At 50.8% G+C, this 15,053-nt stretch carries 14 protein-coding genes; 1 reads left to right on the top strand and 13 read right to left on the bottom strand.

What is annotated here, in order from left to right:
* Nucleotides 1–354: 354 nt before the first annotated feature.
* The 5 genes from HMPREF1548_RS26355 to HMPREF1548_RS26335 form a co-directional block, all read right to left on the bottom strand.
* Nucleotides 355–1,215, bottom strand: a complete 861-nt coding sequence (locus tag HMPREF1548_RS26355; protein WP_021639859.1) for a hypothetical protein — start codon at nucleotides 1,213–1,215, stop codon at nucleotides 355–357.
* Between the two features lie 101 nt (nucleotides 1,216–1,316).
* Nucleotides 1,317–2,924 carry an ABC transporter substrate-binding protein gene (locus HMPREF1548_RS26350; protein ID WP_021639858.1) on the bottom strand — a complete coding sequence of 536 codons (1,608 nt, stop codon included), beginning with the start codon at nucleotides 2,922–2,924 and terminating at the stop codon, nucleotides 1,317–1,319.
* On the bottom strand, nucleotides 2,921–3,796 hold the full coding sequence (locus HMPREF1548_RS26345; RefSeq protein WP_021639857.1) for a carbohydrate ABC transporter permease: 876 nt from the start codon (nucleotides 3,794–3,796) through the stop codon (nucleotides 2,921–2,923). Before HMPREF1548_RS26345 ends, HMPREF1548_RS26350 begins: the two co-directional genes overlap by 4 nt.
* Before the next feature lie 13 nt (nucleotides 3,797–3,809).
* The gene (locus HMPREF1548_RS26340; RefSeq protein WP_025491393.1) at nucleotides 3,810–4,700 is read right to left on the bottom strand and encodes a carbohydrate ABC transporter permease; all 891 of its coding nucleotides are present in this window, start codon (nucleotides 4,698–4,700) and stop codon (nucleotides 3,810–3,812) included.
* A 12-nt stretch (nucleotides 4,701–4,712) separates the two neighbouring features.
* On the bottom strand, nucleotides 4,713–5,816 hold the full coding sequence (locus HMPREF1548_RS26335; protein ID WP_035324141.1) for an ABC transporter ATP-binding protein: 1,104 nt from the start codon (nucleotides 5,814–5,816) through the stop codon (nucleotides 4,713–4,715).
* Nucleotides 5,817–6,041: 225 nt separating this feature from the next.
* Between HMPREF1548_RS26335 and HMPREF1548_RS26330 the strand changes: the two genes are divergently transcribed.
* Nucleotides 6,042–6,869, top strand: coding sequence for a helix-turn-helix domain-containing protein (locus HMPREF1548_RS26330; RefSeq protein ID WP_021639854.1), 828 nt, complete (start codon nucleotides 6,042–6,044; stop codon nucleotides 6,867–6,869).
* Nucleotides 6,870–6,889: 20 nt separating this feature from the next.
* Here the strand turns inward: HMPREF1548_RS26330 and HMPREF1548_RS26325 are convergent, their stop codons facing one another.
* The 8 genes from HMPREF1548_RS26325 to HMPREF1548_RS26290 form a co-directional block, all read right to left on the bottom strand.
* On the bottom strand, nucleotides 6,890–7,708 hold the full coding sequence (locus HMPREF1548_RS26325; protein WP_021639853.1) for a metal ABC transporter permease: 819 nt from the start codon (nucleotides 7,706–7,708) through the stop codon (nucleotides 6,890–6,892).
* Nucleotides 7,701–8,417: a metal ABC transporter ATP-binding protein gene (locus HMPREF1548_RS26320; RefSeq protein ID WP_021639852.1), complete on the bottom strand. Its 717-nt coding sequence runs from the start codon at nucleotides 8,415–8,417 to the stop codon at nucleotides 7,701–7,703. The genes HMPREF1548_RS26325 and HMPREF1548_RS26320 overlap by 8 nt, the downstream gene beginning before the upstream one ends.
* Before the next feature lie 66 nt (nucleotides 8,418–8,483).
* Nucleotides 8,484–9,551: a metal ABC transporter substrate-binding protein gene (locus HMPREF1548_RS26315; protein ID WP_021639851.1), complete on the bottom strand. Its 1,068-nt coding sequence runs from the start codon at nucleotides 9,549–9,551 to the stop codon at nucleotides 8,484–8,486.
* 37 nt (nucleotides 9,552–9,588) lie between these two features.
* Nucleotides 9,589–10,506: a putative ABC transporter permease gene (locus HMPREF1548_RS26310; RefSeq protein ID WP_035324043.1), complete on the bottom strand. Its 918-nt coding sequence runs from the start codon at nucleotides 10,504–10,506 to the stop codon at nucleotides 9,589–9,591.
* A gap of 30 nt (nucleotides 10,507–10,536) precedes the next feature.
* Nucleotides 10,537–11,307 (bottom strand): YlmH/Sll1252 family protein, encoded by a 771-nt coding sequence (locus tag HMPREF1548_RS26305; RefSeq protein WP_021639849.1) that lies wholly within the window; start codon nucleotides 11,305–11,307, stop codon nucleotides 10,537–10,539.
* 12 nt (nucleotides 11,308–11,319) lie between these two features.
* Nucleotides 11,320–12,249, bottom strand: coding sequence for a TIGR03943 family putative permease subunit (locus HMPREF1548_RS26300; protein ID WP_021639848.1), 930 nt, complete (start codon nucleotides 12,247–12,249; stop codon nucleotides 11,320–11,322).
* Between the two features lie 170 nt (nucleotides 12,250–12,419).
* Nucleotides 12,420–13,592: a CobW family GTP-binding protein gene (locus HMPREF1548_RS26295; RefSeq protein ID WP_021639847.1), complete on the bottom strand. Its 1,173-nt coding sequence runs from the start codon at nucleotides 13,590–13,592 to the stop codon at nucleotides 12,420–12,422.
* Nucleotides 13,593–13,848: 256 nt separating this feature from the next.
* The gene (locus HMPREF1548_RS26290) at nucleotides 13,849–14,706 is read right to left on the bottom strand and encodes a S1 family peptidase (protein WP_021639845.1); all 858 of its coding nucleotides are present in this window, start codon (nucleotides 14,704–14,706) and stop codon (nucleotides 13,849–13,851) included.
* Between the last annotated feature and the right edge of the window lie 347 nt (nucleotides 14,707–15,053).

The following is a 15,053-nucleotide window of genomic DNA, read 5'->3' as shown; positions in this document are numbered from 1 at the left end:
TAAATGCGCTGACCTGCTGAACAGTTATGATATTTTCATCATATCATAAAGCGGGTATTTTTCTGCAACATTATTGGCAAAAACATTGCGTATCTTGACTTTATATTCTGACTATATATTTTTACTTTATATTCTGGCTTTATACTTTTACTTTATATTTACACTTTTATATTCACTTCGTACTTTGGCTTTACAGCTTCAACCGCCTTCCCATTCATCCGCTGATTACCATCAGGGCTGCTCCTTCTCCCTGTTCCGGATCAAAAAAAGCCTCCCGCCATATCCTTTCCGGCGAAAAACCGGAAAATACGGCGGGAGGCGCATTATCTTACTGCTTAAGCCCCGGGCTTCTGTTTATTTAACTACAGTAAGGGAAGTGATATGGGGATTTACGCCCTCATACCAGTACAGGAAACCTTCCATGTCAACGGTCTGGCCGATTTCCAGAGACTGTACAGCCTTGTATACATCGGTTGTTTTGTCACACAGGTAGGATTCCACGGTGAAGGTGTAGGTTTCTCCATTATAGGAAACGTTGAAATATAAGTCGTCGCCTTCTGTACCGGAACCGTCCCAGTTATACAGGTAAGCCACATCATTGCCGTCGGCATCCTGTCCGGCAGCCTCTACCGTCATGCCCTTAAAGGTAACAAACTGGTTCTGATGGTCGATCAGGCCGTCGGTTCCCAGCATATCGGTAACATCCAGCGCGTCGGCGATAAACTCATCCCCTTCCACGAATTCAAAGGTTGCATCCATCAGCTCGATTTCTCCGGACCATTCTGACTTGTAGCCTGTTACACGGATCTTGGTTCCCGGAACAAGACGCTCATAATCTTCCTCTGAGCATGCCATATTGTACAGGAAATAAGCGCCGTCCTTATCCTGGCTGTAAACGGTGGCCTTATCCTCCCACCAGGACTGCTTTGCCTGGACATAAGTCTCGATTACCACCTGGGAATCCAGATCGGCAGCCATATACTCTTCATAGGTCATAACCCCGGCAGCGGCATCTGCGCTGTCTGTGGTGACCGTCTCAGCCACCGTTGTGGTTTCTTCCACTGCAGCCGCCGGCGTACTCTCTTCCTGAGCGGTCTCTGCTGTGGTGCTCACTGCTTCTGAAGCAGCGGTTGCCGCCGGCTCCCCTGTCTTTGCACAGCCGGCAACGGCCAGTGCCATGGAAAGCGCAAGCGCAAGAACGATAGTCTTTTTCATAATTCTCTCCTTTGTGAATAAAGTTTTAAAAGCTGCAGGAACTCAGGTTTTCCAAGCCCCTTCATGAGTTATTATAGCTTAAAAATAAAAGAAATCAATGGTCATGTCTCATTTTTTCTTCTCCATCCAACAATCAGATAGGCCAAAATCAGTATCCAGGCCGCCGCAAGGGAGGAAAGCAGCGCCACGGCAGTGCCCGGAAGCAGACCCAGATCGGTTTTTCCGGCGGTCTGTGAGGCACGTTCATTTAAGTGGTAAAGGGCCGTCACGTCGGAAAAAAGCTTGTCCATGTAGGCATCGTTGATCTCTTCCTTCCTCCTGGCGGATTTTGCCACATTCTCAATCAGCTGTCCGGCAGCGTCCCGCAGGGAAGCGGAGCCGTTGAATACCGGCGTGGTGAAGGTATCGTCCGTATGGGAAAGCAAAAGCTGGGAAGCCTTGATTTTCACGTCATAATAATTATCATTGTCCTCACCGGCCCGGGACAGATAGTCCTGATACTCTTTGGATTCCCTCGCGGTTCTGGTAACCGGCACATACCCTTCCGTCTCCGCATAGGCCGTCTGTACCCCGTTGGAAAGCAGGTACTGGGCAAAAAGCCAGGACGCCAGGACCTCCTGGGGATCCTCCTTATTGAAGATACAGACGGAAGGCCCCTGGGAAATCATCTGCGGATTCGCGGGATCAAACTGCGGAATCATCATCACCTCGGTTTCAAAATCCACCAGGGCTTCTTCACTGATATCGGTAAGAGGCGCATCGGTCCCCATCCAGGTAGCGCCCGCAGTGGAGTCTATGGCAAAAATGCACTGCCCGGCATTTAAGAAGTTAGCCGGATAGCTGGAAATTTTGAAAGTGGAAAAGGCGCCGCTTTTCACATGTCCCGCGATGGTATACAGAAGCTCTTTGGCCGTATCATTAAACAGCTCAATCCGGCCGTCCTCCGTGGAATACCCCGCCCCCTTCTGTTTCAGCATCTGAATCATCATATTGTCCGTGGATTTATAGAGGAAGGGAATCATCACACTCTGTCCGTTGACGAGGAAATTCCCGTCCGCATCCTTTTTCGTGGCGGCCTCGGAAACCTCCCAGATGAAATCCCAGGTCAGCGTTTCCGGCAGGGTATAGCCCAGGGCCTCCACATAGGTCTTATTCACATAGCAGGCCTCCGTGGATCGCATATAGGGAATGGCATAATGGCGGCCGCCAAAGGAACACTCCTCCAGGAACTGTGGGATCAGCTCCTCCTGCACTGGAGAATCAAACCTCACTTCACTGCCGCCCAGCCCGTACTTTTCATCCGAAAACAGGCCGTCCAGGGGAACCACCACGTTGTCTCCGGTGAGATAGGTTGCAATGTGATCCGGGTAGCTGATGCAGACATTGGGGGTGGTCCCGGTGGAAATATTGGTTATGACATCGTTATATATTTTCCCGTAATCCGTGTACAGCCGCAGGTGTACCGTGATGTTGGGATAGAGCTCCTGAAAATCCTCAATCGCCTTTTTATAAATATCCGTCTGCCTCTTATTGGTATCGTTTTTCGCCCAAAAGGTAATCTCATGCTGCTTTGCGGCATCAAAGGCCTCCGGCACCGTAAAGTCCGTGTTTTCCCTGGAACCATGACAGCCGGTAAGCAGGAGCGCGGAGGCTGTCAGCACAGCCGCGGCAAGCGTACCCGCCCGGCCCTTCTTAAATAAGCGCATCATCCCTTCAGCCCTCCCCGTGACACTCCGGCCATAATTTTTTTCCGGAATACTAAAAACAGCAGGATCAGGGGAATGGAAACCACCACAACCGCCGCCATCATTGCCGGGATATTCTCGCGTCCGAAGCCGTTTTCCCGGATTTCCTGGATTCCGCCGCTGACCAGATAGTAAGCGGGATCGTCCGTAATCAGCCGCGGCCATACGTAGGAATTCCAACACTCGATTACCTTCAGGATGATGATGGTTATCAGCGTCGGCCAGCACATGGGAATCATAACCTTCCAGAGGAACTTGAAATCCGAGGTGCCGTCCACCTTTGCCGCCCGGTACAGCTCATCGGGCACCTGCTCAAAATTTTCCTTCAGCAGATAGATGTAAAAAACCGACGTAACCGACGGCAGGATCAGTCCCATGAAAGTATTGCGCATCTCCCAGGAGGTGATGGTCGCAAAGTTGGTGATAACCACCAGCTCGCTGGGAATCATCATCAGGGAAAGAAAGAGCGTGAAAATTACGTTCTTCCCCCTGAATTCCAGCCGCGCGAAGGCGAAGGCCGCCAAAGTGATGACCACTACCATAAGCGCCGTAGTGATGACCGAAAAAATCACCGTATTCACGAGGTAGCCGCCCAGAGGCACCTGCGTAAATGCATCGGCGTAGTTTTCCATGGTCGGCGACAGGGTGAAAAAGGCGGGAATGCGCTCCGCATTATAGGAGCCATAGCTCTTCACTGAGGTCAGGAGCATCCAGTAAAAAGGAAACAGGACGATAATTCCCCACAGCGAAAGCAGCACATACGTCACGATCCGTCCGATCCGCGCCCGCCGTCCGGCCCTCAGTTCAATTTTTTCAAAATCAGTCTGATTATCCATAAATCCGGCCTCCTCAGTAATGAACGTGTTTTTTGCTCACCAGCAGATTGATGCAGGTAATGGTAAGGACGATGGCAAACAGTATAATGGCCGCCGCCGAGGCGTAGGAGGGGAAGCCGCCGCTGTCGCCGTAGAGCATGTCGTAGACGTAGCCCACAATGGTGTTCATGCCCGCCGCATTCAGATCCGTGCCGAACAGTGCCACCGCATCGCTGTACGCCTTGAACGCGCCGATGAAGCCGGTGATTACCAGATAAAAAACCATAGGGGAAATCATGGGCAGGGTTATCCGCGTAAAGGTACGCAGCTTTGAGGTGCCGTCCACCCGGGCCGCCTTATAATAATCCTGGTTTACGGAGGCCAGCGCGCTGGTCAGGATCAGGATTTTAAAGGGCATGACCACCCATATGGTATAAAAACACAGGACAAACATCTTGGCCCAGTAGGGGCCGTCGATAAAATCAACGGACGGGCCGCCGAACAAGCCAATCAGCAGGTTGATGAGCCCGTCGGTATATTCTGTCTTCTGGAACAGAATCATAAATACCAGGCCCACCGCCAGCGTATTTGTCACATAGGGCAGGAAAAAAACGGTCTGGTACAAATCCCGCAGCGCCCTGATGGAGCTTAAGCCCAGGGAAATCAGAAGAGCAAGCCCCGTGGAGAGGGGAACGGTGATGATAACCAGAAGGAAGGTGTTTTTTACGGCCTGCAGGAAATAAGGATCGTGCAGCACATAGGAATAATTATAAAGGCCTGTCCCGAAATAGGTCTGGGAGGCGAAATTATACCCCTCCTCCGCGGAATAGACGAACACGTCAATCAGCGGATAAATCATAAATATACTGAGAAATAAAAGCGCCGGCAGAAGATACAGCCAGGCTTTCATGCCATGTCGGTTCATAAGCGGCTCCTTTTATCTGACCTGAAAGGGAATACGTGCTTCCGTCTGCGGGTCGAATAAATATACTTTTTCAGGTTTCAGGGCAAAACGGACCTTCTCTGCATCCGGGTCAGCCAGCTGCGAGGCATCCACAATCGCACGGAAGGAAGCGGCTTCGCAGTCCGGGTGAGAAGCTACGACGCTGCTTTCACGGCCCATCACCTCCACGCCCGCAAGGCTGCAGCAAAGAGGCCCGTCCTCCCGGAGCAAAAAGCCCTCCGGACGGATTCCGGCCAGCACCTTACCATCCGCCGCCCCGGGCACTGAAAGCACCGGTATGCCGCCGATATAGAGCTTGCCGCTGCGGACTTCGCCCCGGAAAATACCGATGGGCGGTGTCCCCAGGAATTTTGCCACAAACAGGTTCTGCGGATTGTCATAGACCTCCTGGGGCTTTCCAATCTGCTGCAGAAGCCCGTCCTTCATGACCACTATCAGATCGGAAATGCTGATGGCCTCCTCCTGGTCATGGGTTACGAACACCGTGGTGATTTTCGTTGCTCTCTGTATTTTACGGATTTCCTCCCTGGTCTGCAGGCGCAGCCTGGCATCCAGGTTGGAAAGAGGTTCATCCAGCAAAAGCACCTGGGGCAGCTTTACCAAAGCCCTGGTGATGGCCACACGCTGCTGCTGGCCGCCGGACAGCTCCCCGGGCTTGCGGTCCATCAATTCGTCAATCTGCACCAGCCTGGCGGCATCCTCCGCCCTTTTGTTCATTTCAGCCTGGGTCAGCTTGTCCTTTCCCTTCAGATTCTCCAGGGGAAAAAGGATATTTTTCCGTACTGTCATATGGGGATAAAGCGCGTAATTCTGGAATACCATGCCCACGCCCCGCAGCTCCGGCGGCAGTGCGGTCACGTCCCGGCCGCCGAAGAATATCTTTCCGGCCGTAGGCTTTTCCAGGCCGCAGATCAGATTCAGCGTGGTGCTCTTCCCGCAGCCCGACGGTCCCAGCAGACCGATTAACTGTCCGTCGGGTATTTCAAAGGTAAAATCATTGACGGCGATGACCTCACCGGGATTTTTTCTGTTCCTGTTTGGAAATTTTTTAGTGAGATTCTGCAATTCGATTTTCATGCCTTTCCTCCCTTCACACATTCCGAAGATCATTATATCGCATCCTGCCAAACAATTCCAGTAACAGTTCCGCCATTTTTCCACCTGCTTGACTTTCATTTCCCCGTGTATCATACTGTTTTATTATAGCCGTGAAGCCGTCTGCGCCGGGAGGAGATATGCGTGTCCCTTTTGTTTTCCCTTGCAGCCAGGCGCGGCAGCCACTGCCGCAGGGAGGACATATGGATGGTCGATGAAATTATAACCGCATATTACCAGCTGGATTCCGAATTCGGCTATGATTTTGTATATAATATAGATAACACACCGAAAAATGATGCGGAATTCAAGCTGCATAATCATGATAACCTGTATGAAATAGATCTGTTTCTTTCGGGGAATGCGGAATTCCATATAGAAGGGAATATTTACAGGGCGCATCCCCACGATATTTTTATTGCCAGGCCTTATGAAATGCACCATAACGTGTTTCTGTCTTCTGATAAATATGAAAGAATCGTTATTTTTATCAGCCTGGATTTTTTCCACAGGAACCGGTGCGGGGAGCTGGAGGCCTTCTTCCGGAATCGTTCCCTGGGCATGGGCTGCCAGATCCCTGCGGAAATTGTGGACAGGGAAATGTACCAGCTGCTTATGAAGGTCAACCGGTATCTTCAGGAGGGCGCCTTTGAAATTGCCAGATGTGTGCTGTTGGAATTCCTGTATCTGTTAAACCATATCGGTGAGCCGCTGACCCTCCCCACGGTTGAGGATGAGCGGGTTAAAAATATTCTGCTCCACATCAATGAAAACCTGACCGGTGATCTTTCCCTGGATTGCCTGGCGGAGACATTTTTTATCAATAAATATCATCTCTGCCGGATTTTCAAGACAATAACAGGTTATACCATCAACCAGTATGTGAACCACAAACGGCTGCTACTGGCAAACGAGCTGCACAAAAAAGGGCAGTCCCTGCTGGAAGCCAGCACCAACGCAGGCTTTAACAGTTATGCCCATTTCTACAGAATGCATAAAAAGGAATTCGGGACGAACCCGCGCTCCCAACGCTGAAAGGCGTCCGTAAAGCCCGATTATTTTCCCCGCACCGCGCCGGCCAGCCAGAAAATAAAGTACAGCAAAATATCCACAATGACGATGCTCGCCCCCGCCGGCGTTGCCAGAAGGAAGGATACGGTCATTCCCAGGATAAAGCTGACGACGGATACGGCCACCGCGCAAAGAATCACGCTGCGGTAGCGCTTGCACACCCGCATGGCGGTGAGCGCCGGGAAAATAATCAGGCTGGAAATCAGGAGCGCCCCCATCATCCGCATGCCCAGCACTACCGTCACCGAGGTGAGCACTGCCAGAAGCATGTTGTAAAGGCCGGTCCTGATTCCCGTAGCCCTGGCAAAAACCGCATCAAAGGTCACGGCAAAAATCTTATCGTAAAACAGCAGATAGAGCACCAGCACGATAACGGACAGCACTACGCTCAACACCACGTCGTTTTTGCTCATGGCAAGAATCGATCCGAACATATAGCTGTTCAAATCCGAATTCATTCCCGTGGTCACGGACACCACCATAACGCCCACCGCCAGCGCGCCCGTGGAAATCATCGCAATGGCGGCGTCTCCCTTCAGCCTTCCGTTGTCGCTTAAGCGAAGCAGGATAAAAGCGGCCAGGATTACCACCGGCACCGCCACCGCCAAAGGCGCCATATTCAGCGCGGAAGCCACCGCCAGCGCGCCGAAGCCCACATGGGACAGGCCGTCCCCAATCATGGAATAGCGCTTCAGCACCAGGCTGACCCCCAGAAGGGACGCGCACAGCGACACCAGGATACCAACCAGGAACGCCCGCTGCATGAAAGGGTATGAAAACATTTCAACAATATATTCAAGCATCCGCCAGACCTCCCAGAAATTTTTTCCCGAAGCCGCTCTTCCCATAGTCCTGTGTGGTTCCGAAAAAGTAGCCGCCATGGGAAAGGTGCAGAATATGATCCGCATGCTCCACCGCTTCCCTGATGTCGTGGGAAACCATAATAATCGTAATATCGTGGTTTCCGTTCAGATCATCCAGCATGGCGTAAAATTCCTCCGTCGCCACCGGATCCAGCCCGGTAATCGGTTCGTCCAGTAAAAGCAGCCGCTTGGTGGCGCACAGAGAACGGGCCAGAAGCACTCGCTGCCGCTGGCCGCCGGAGAGATCCTGAAAGCTCTTGTTTTTCAAATCACCGATTTTCAGAAGCTCCATGTTATCAACCGCTCTTTTTTTCTCCGCCGCACCAAAGCCCGGCTTCATGCCACGGCTGTTCAGGCAGCCGGAAAGCACCACCTCATAGACGGATGCAGGAAAATCCTTCTGCACCGCGTCCTGCTGGGGCACATAGCCGATCTGCGTGGCCTTCAGCCCGTCTCCCGTGACAATTTCACCGCCCGCTGGTTTTTTCAATCCCAGAAGGCCCTTGATCAGCGTTGTTTTCCCGGTGCCGTTCTCTCCGATGATACACAGGTAATCTCCTGCGTTCACCTGAAAATCAAGGCCGGATACCACAATCTGGTTTTCATATGCAAATGATACATTTTTACAGGTTATATAAGACATTTTCATTCCTTTCGGCCGCCGCTTCAGGGCCGGCTGGCTGTCCTTCGCCGGATGCAGGCAGGGCCGCTACAATTATTCGTTAAGCGCCAGTTTAAGCTGCTCCAGATTCTGCCGCATCAGCGAAAGGTAATTTTCCCCCCGCTGCATTTCTTCCCTGGTAAGGGTATGGCAGGAGTGCAGCATGGCGGTCCTGGCCCCGGTTACCTCAGCTATGGCATCCGCCACCTTGGCATTGGAAAGCTCCAGATAAAATACCACCGGAATATGTTCCTCCTTCACCTCATCCGTAAGGAAGGCGATGGTCGCCGCACTCGGCTCCGTTTCAGAGCTGCAGCCGGGAAAAGCCGCATAATAATCCAGGCCATAGGTTTTCACCAGATAGAGAAAGGGGAAACGATCCCCAAAGATTACCGTATGTCGCTTTGCCTCTCCTATTACCCGGCGGTAATCGCTGTCCAGACTGCGCAGCTGCTCCAGATAGGCCCTGGCATTCTCCTCATAAATTCCGGCGCGGTCAGGATCGATGGAGATGAGCGTATCCCGGATTTTTTCCACAATCAGAATGGCGTTGGCAGGGGAGGTCCATACATGCTCATCATATTCCCCTTCCTCCAGATGCACGCCTGCATCCTCTGCGAAAGCCTCTGTTCCGCCGGCCGTCTCTTCAGCCGCCCCATTTTTAAGCGCCTCTTCTTCATGGTCATGATCGTGCTCCCTGGACTGCATACCCTCCGCGGTTTCCTCTTCCAAAGGCTCCACCCATTCCAGAAGGCTGTGGGCGTGGACACGGGAATCATTGCCTTCCAGCAGCTCCTCCACCCATACGTCAGATTCTCCTCCGGCATACAGAAACAGATCACTCTCCGTTATCCTTATGATATCCCGGGGCGTAGGCTCATAGGAATGAGCCTCCATTCCCGGTTTGAGCAGCATATCCGCCTCCACATAATCCCCGCCTATCTGACGGACAAAGTCATATGGTGGAAATATAGTGGTAATTACCTGTATTTTGGGCCTGCCGTCGGGAGCCGTCCGGGCGGACTCCTTTTCCTGCCCTGCCGCACCGCAGCCGGCCAGAGTCAGGACCGTAAGAAAACACAGAATCAGCGGGACTATTATCGCTGTCAGTCGTTTCTTCATTTTTTTCCTTTTCTGTAACTGTCCGTATTCTTTACAGTTACCGTTTTCTTCTATATTCAGAAGCAGATTTTTTCAGTTCCTCCAGTGTATCATGGAATTTATGGGAAGTCATGGTGGGGTTGCCCTTCAGCATGTTTCTCTTGATGAAGTTATGGATAAAGGACTGCTCCTTTTCCTCTCCCACCCGTTTGTTTCCGATAAATCTGTCACGCAGCTCCAGTATTTCTTCTCTCTTTTCCTTCAGCAGCTCGGAAGCAGGAAGCGCTTCACGAAGCTGGGCAAAGGCCTCTTCTATTGTGCCTACAAGCTCTTCCCTGCGCTCCAGGCGTTTTTCCTTCTTGGCTTCCCGTTCGTCGTTTGCCACGGCGATAAGTACGTCCAGACGCTTCTGCATCCGCTCCAGCTCCTGCTTGGCCTGTTCCGCCTTAACAAGGATATCGCGCAGATCCATGGCAGCCTGGAAGGAAGTAACGAAGTCGGCGATAAAGTATAATGATATCACCGCAACAACAAGCAGCAGCACTTTATGCGGAATCAACATGGCGATATGCTCCACCGGCTTATGGATGAACTGTGTCATTAAAATCGTGAGAAGCCCCCAGCAAAGCGTGGATTCCAGGCATATCTGCCCCTGGAAATTTAATTTTTTATGGGAATAATCCCAGTAACGCACCTTAAACAGCGCCTCCATCACCACCCCTGTTACATATTCCAGTACGGTGGCGCCGATACAGCCGGCAATATATATCCCCACCAGATTTCCCTTCATGGGGCTGGATACCAGGAGCATCATAATCGCTCCTGAACCATACAGGGGAAGAAAAGGCCCGCGGATAAATCCCCGGTTCACCAGTTTTTTCTGACAGATAGATACATAGGTAGATTCAAAACACCATCCGAAAAAGCAGTAAAAATAAAAAAAGAAAAGCCACTGTGACAATGTATAGTGATACATGCTGTTTCCTCCCTCGTATTCTCAAGGCTTTCAGCGGTAAACTCCCGCCGCGGCATTCAGCCTGCCCTTTCTGGTTTCCCCGGCAGCACCGTAGTAAAGGAACCGTCCGTAGCCTCTTGCGCTCACCATATCCCCGCTTTTGAGCTGGCAGCTGTTGTTTTCGCAAAGCCTTCCATTGATGTATACCTTTTTTGTCCGGAAGAGCTCCAGGCTCTGATTCCTGGACAGCTGGTACAGCCTGGCAAGAATGGCGTCCGCCCGTTCGCTGGAAATGATCAGGGAAACCCTTTCCGGTTCCCTCACCGGCGCTTCCATCCCCTCCGCCGCCGTCTCACAGCGCACATTGGTATGCTTTACCTTCGTCAGGTTCTCACAAAGCCAGGGCGCGATCCGCTGGGTGCAGTAAACCCACGCATGCCTGCCTTCCAAAAAAATATCGCCCACCGTACTTCTGTCAATTCCCAGGTTCATCACAGCTCCCAGAAAATCCCGGTGGGTAAAATTATCCGCAAATTTTTCCAATAGCGGGCTGACCTTCAGTGTCTCTATGGGATATGGTTCCTCATATCCCAGCTCTTCCGGAGAGCCGAAGCGGGCCATCTGCCTTTCACAGCCTTCGCTGCCGCCCCACAGGCTGAAGGAATAGCCCTTCTGCGTATTCATCGCTTCAAATAAGGCTTCCTGCTCCGCCATGGACAGGAAGCCTGTAAAAGTAAAAATATTCTGTCTGTATGATTTTTCTGCCAGTTCCAGAAAACGTTTCTTTAACTGCTGCAGATCTTTTTCTGTTTCAGCCGACATTTGTCCCCCTGATTAAACAAAGCTGATGACTTTTTCCTTGGGCGCTTTGGCCTTCACCACGCTGGTGGCATGGAGCACAGGTCCCTCTCCGCCGTAATCAGCCCAGTATTCCTTTGAAACCTTCGCGGTCACCTTCACCCAGTCCTGTTCCTTAAAGCTGTCCGCATCCCTGGAAATGCAGACAAAGCCCAGGAAAGCCATATCTTCCGCACAGCAGGTCATCGCCATGCGGCCCGGCACGAAATGATCCTTGGGGAACCCGTCCGGCTTCATGACCATCGCCGTAAACTGCACATTTTTTCCCACATAACGGTCAAGATGATCCAGGGAATCAATATACCAGATTCCATATCCCATATCGTCCAGTACAATGGGATCGCTGTTTAAATCAAACGGAAGGTCTTCTTCGAAAATCTCGTCAATTTCACCATTGCTATCTTCAAAAATAATGTCCGCCTGCTGGTTGATGGCCTTTACGTTGCGCTTATAGCTGTTCAGATCTTCCAGCCCGTCGCAGCGGTTGAAAATAATCATCTCCGAATTCCGGAGCATTTCCGCAAGCAGAGACTTCATGTTGGTAAAATACATGGAGAAGGTGGACGCGTCTATTGTGGTTATCTGCTGCTCCACACGCCAGTGCCAGGGAAGCTTCATATTTTTAAAGTTCCACATGCCGTTGTATTCTATGATGATGCGTTCCGGTTTGATTTTTTTCTCCAGGTTCAACAGGTTCTCCGGGGTAAAATCCTCCTCGTTTTCGATAAGCTCCATCACTGTGTTGCTGCGCTTCAAAAGCGCCGGATCATATTCATTTTCGCCCTCTTCACAGAGAATGAGCAGTGTCTTTCCCTTGATCTGAAAATAAGACTGATCCAGCGTATACGTAATAAATTCTGTCTTTCCGCTTTCCAGAAAACCATTAATGATATATACAGGTTTCACAATTATCCCTCCTGCATACCGCAGGCCTGCCTGCGATACTGCATCAATCAGCAGGTTGAAGGGAACCCTTCAGGCCTGCCATTTTCTTATCTTAATTTTTTGTAACTGCCCGTTGCCTTCACAATTACTTTTACAGCTGTTCCGTTCCTTCACAGTAATCGTGCGTTGCTTTATTTTCTGTCAAAAAGCTCCGCCAGCGCCGCTTCGTTCAGCTTGGATCCGATTACGCAGAATTTTCCGGTTACGTCCGGCTTTCCTTCTCTTACATTGCTCTCGCCTGGCACATAATCAAAGTATACCCAGGTTCCGTCCCCTGCAGGCACCATGCCCTTTGCACGGAGTACGAAGCCGTATTTCTTCTCATCCTCCAACGCTTCCAGGATATCGGAAATCTCATCCCTCGTGTAGGATGCAGGCGTTTCGGTTCCCCAACTGGTAAACACCTCGTCCGCATGATGGTGATCATGGTGGTCATGATCATGTCCGCAGCCGCAGCTGCAGCCTTCGCCGTGATCGTGATGGTGGCCGTGGTCATGGCCTTCGTGATCGTGGCCTTCATGGCCATGGTCTTCATGATCGTGATCGCAATGCTCATGGCCTTCATGGTCATGCCCTTCATGATCGTGATCGCAATGCTCATGGTCATGATGCTCATGCTCTCCATGGCAGCACTCCCCGTCGTGATGATGGTGATGGCCGGACTCCTGTTCCTTCAGGACCGCCTCCATCAGCTCCTTTTCCAAATCCTCGCCGCCTTCAATTGTTTTGAGGATATCCTTTCCGTCCAGCTGCTCAATAGGAGTGGTAATAATCGTCGCTTTGCTGTTGTGCTCACGAATCAGCTCCACAGCCTGCTGTATCTTCGCTTCTGATGCCACATCCGTCCTGCTCAGGATAATGGTTCCCGCATGTTCTATCTGATTGATGAAAAATTCACCGAAGTTCTTAATATACAGCCTGCACTTGGAAGCATCCACCACTGCAACTGCGCTGTTGATTGTTACCTCGCTTCCCATGTCCACATTCTGTACCGCCTTCACCACATCGGAAAGCTTGCCCACACCGGAAGGCTCAATCAGGATCCGTTCCGGATGATACGTATCCATAACCTCCTTCAGGGATGTCCCAAAATCGCCTACCAGAGAACAGCAGATGCATCCGGAATTCATCTCCTTGATTTCAATGCCGGATTCTTTCAGGAAACCGCCGTCAATGCCGATTTCACCAAATTCGTTTTCAATCAGTACTACCCGGCTTCCTGCCAGGGCTTCCTTCAAAAGCTTCTTAATTAATGTAGTCTTTCCTGCTCCCAGAAAACCTGAGAAAATATCTATTTTTGTCATATTACACCTCTCTCTCCGCTGTGACGGCTCTTAAGCCTGCAAACACCAGGCCCGGGTCCCGGCCTGTATTCTCAGCTCAGCCTGCGGCTATTTTATATCATAAGGATGCCTTTGATCGCATCCTCTATATTTTGCCCCGTTTTCCTCAACTTGTCAACTCTCATGCATGCCCGAATTCGTGAACTGATAATAAAACGCAATAGTTCCACACATATTATAAAATTTATGTTAATTCCAGCTTTTCCCATCAGGCGGCTTAATATTCCTCAGTGCTCCTCATTCTTCCAAATACTTCCTCATATGCTTCATTTACCGTCTCCATAGAAAGCGCCGCCGCGTCATTTCCACTGCCGCCCCCCAGCATACCCACAAAATTTCCATTACCATCAAAAACACCGCCCCCTGACATTCCGGGTTTTGCCTCACATTCCAGGACCATGATATCGCTTCCAAACTCCTCGCGGAACCATGCCTTATCCTTTAAAACAGCATGTCTGGCCTCATCTCCCACACCGTCCTCAGAGCATCCCAGCACCACAAGGGGACTTTCCGCATCCAGGGTATCAAAAATCCTCTGATGCAGACTGACCACCAGCATTGTCTTTTCCGCTGCATCAGAGGAAGCTCCATTCACTTTTTCTTTTTCCGGTAAATCCTCCGGCACTACTACAAAACCAATATCCTTAACCTGGCATAGGCCCTCCGTCTTCCCGAAAGTCTCCCTTCCGTCCGGAAGAACCACCCGGAGCAATTCCCCTTCTTCCAGCAAATGTCTGCTGGTCACAATTATTATCCCTTCCTCCGTAACATCCCAGATTACGCCGCTTCCGAAATACTCTGCGCCGTTTCCCTGCACATCCAGCCGGACTATGCTTCGTTCCGCCTGTTCCTGTGCCTTTTCTACATTTTCGCCATCCAGGCTTTTTGCAAACCCTACGTTGTTCAACCCGGCACCATCAAGCATGCCTTCAGCCGCTTCCTGACTCTCCACCATTGTTTCCTTTTCAGAATTATTTTCTTTTTTATTTGCACAGGCCCACGGAGTTACCATAGCCGCTGCTGCAGTGAAAGCCAGCAAAATCCAGAAAACTATAGTTTTTATTCGCTCCTTCATTAATTACCTGTTTCCTCCATTTTTATTATAGGTATGTGAGACTGTATATCTTAATGTATGAGGCTCTTGCAAGCCTCGACGTATTTACTTTTTTTCATGATTATCCATATAGTCCATTTCAATCCACGAGGCTCTTGCAAGCCTCGACATTGTAGTGGTGGATATACACCTATTACAAAATCATTTCAATCCACAAGGCTCTTGCAAGCCTCGACTGGCAGCGTCTGGGCAGATTGTTTCATTAATGAAGGATTTCAATCCACAAGGCTCTTACAAGCCTCGACCGGAGTGGCAGGAAAGTAACAGAAAAGCAAGAGAAATTTCAATCCACGAGGCTCTTGCAAGCC

The sequence above is a fragment of the Clostridium sp. KLE 1755 genome, from assembly GCF_000466465.2.
Lineage (GTDB): Bacteria > Bacillota > Clostridia > Lachnospirales > Lachnospiraceae > Eisenbergiella > Eisenbergiella porci.
The sequence above is the reverse complement of the archived record's forward strand: the minus strand, read 5'-3'. Positions and strand labels throughout refer to the sequence as shown.

Coding starts and splice junctions, on each gene's coding strand:
- HMPREF1548_RS26320 (WP_021639852.1), bottom strand. CDS start 8,417: ATGAAAATGTCTTATATAACCTGTAAAAATGTATCATTTGCATATGAA.
- HMPREF1548_RS26350 (WP_021639858.1), bottom strand. CDS start 2,924: ATGATGCGCTTATTTAAGAAGGGCCGGGCGGGTACGCTTGCCGCGGCT.
- HMPREF1548_RS26295 (WP_021639847.1), bottom strand. CDS start 13,592: ATGACAAAAATAGATATTTTCTCAGGTTTTCTGGGAGCAGGAAAGACT.
- HMPREF1548_RS26340 (WP_025491393.1), bottom strand. CDS start 4,700: ATGAACCGACATGGCATGAAAGCCTGGCTGTATCTTCTGCCGGCGCTT.
- HMPREF1548_RS26330 (WP_021639854.1), top strand. CDS start 6,042: ATGGTCGATGAAATTATAACCGCATATTACCAGCTGGATTCCGAATTC.
- HMPREF1548_RS26345 (WP_021639857.1), bottom strand. CDS start 3,796: ATGGATAATCAGACTGATTTTGAAAAAATTGAACTGAGGGCCGGACGG.
- HMPREF1548_RS26335 (WP_035324141.1), bottom strand. CDS start 5,816: ATGAAAATCGAATTGCAGAATCTCACTAAAAAATTTCCAAACAGGAAC.
- HMPREF1548_RS26355 (WP_021639859.1), bottom strand. CDS start 1,215: ATGAAAAAGACTATCGTTCTTGCGCTTGCGCTTTCCATGGCACTGGCC.
- HMPREF1548_RS26305 (WP_021639849.1), bottom strand. CDS start 11,307: ATGTCGGCTGAAACAGAAAAAGATCTGCAGCAGTTAAAGAAACGTTTT.
- HMPREF1548_RS26325 (WP_021639853.1), bottom strand. CDS start 7,708: ATGCTTGAATATATTGTTGAAATGTTTTCATACCCTTTCATGCAGCGG.
- HMPREF1548_RS26310 (WP_035324043.1), bottom strand. CDS start 10,506: ATGTATCACTATACATTGTCACAGTGGCTTTTCTTTTTTTATTTTTAC.
- HMPREF1548_RS26290 (WP_021639845.1), bottom strand. CDS start 14,706: ATGAAGGAGCGAATAAAAACTATAGTTTTCTGGATTTTGCTGGCTTTC.
- HMPREF1548_RS26315 (WP_021639851.1), bottom strand. CDS start 9,551: ATGAAGAAACGACTGACAGCGATAATAGTCCCGCTGATTCTGTGTTTT.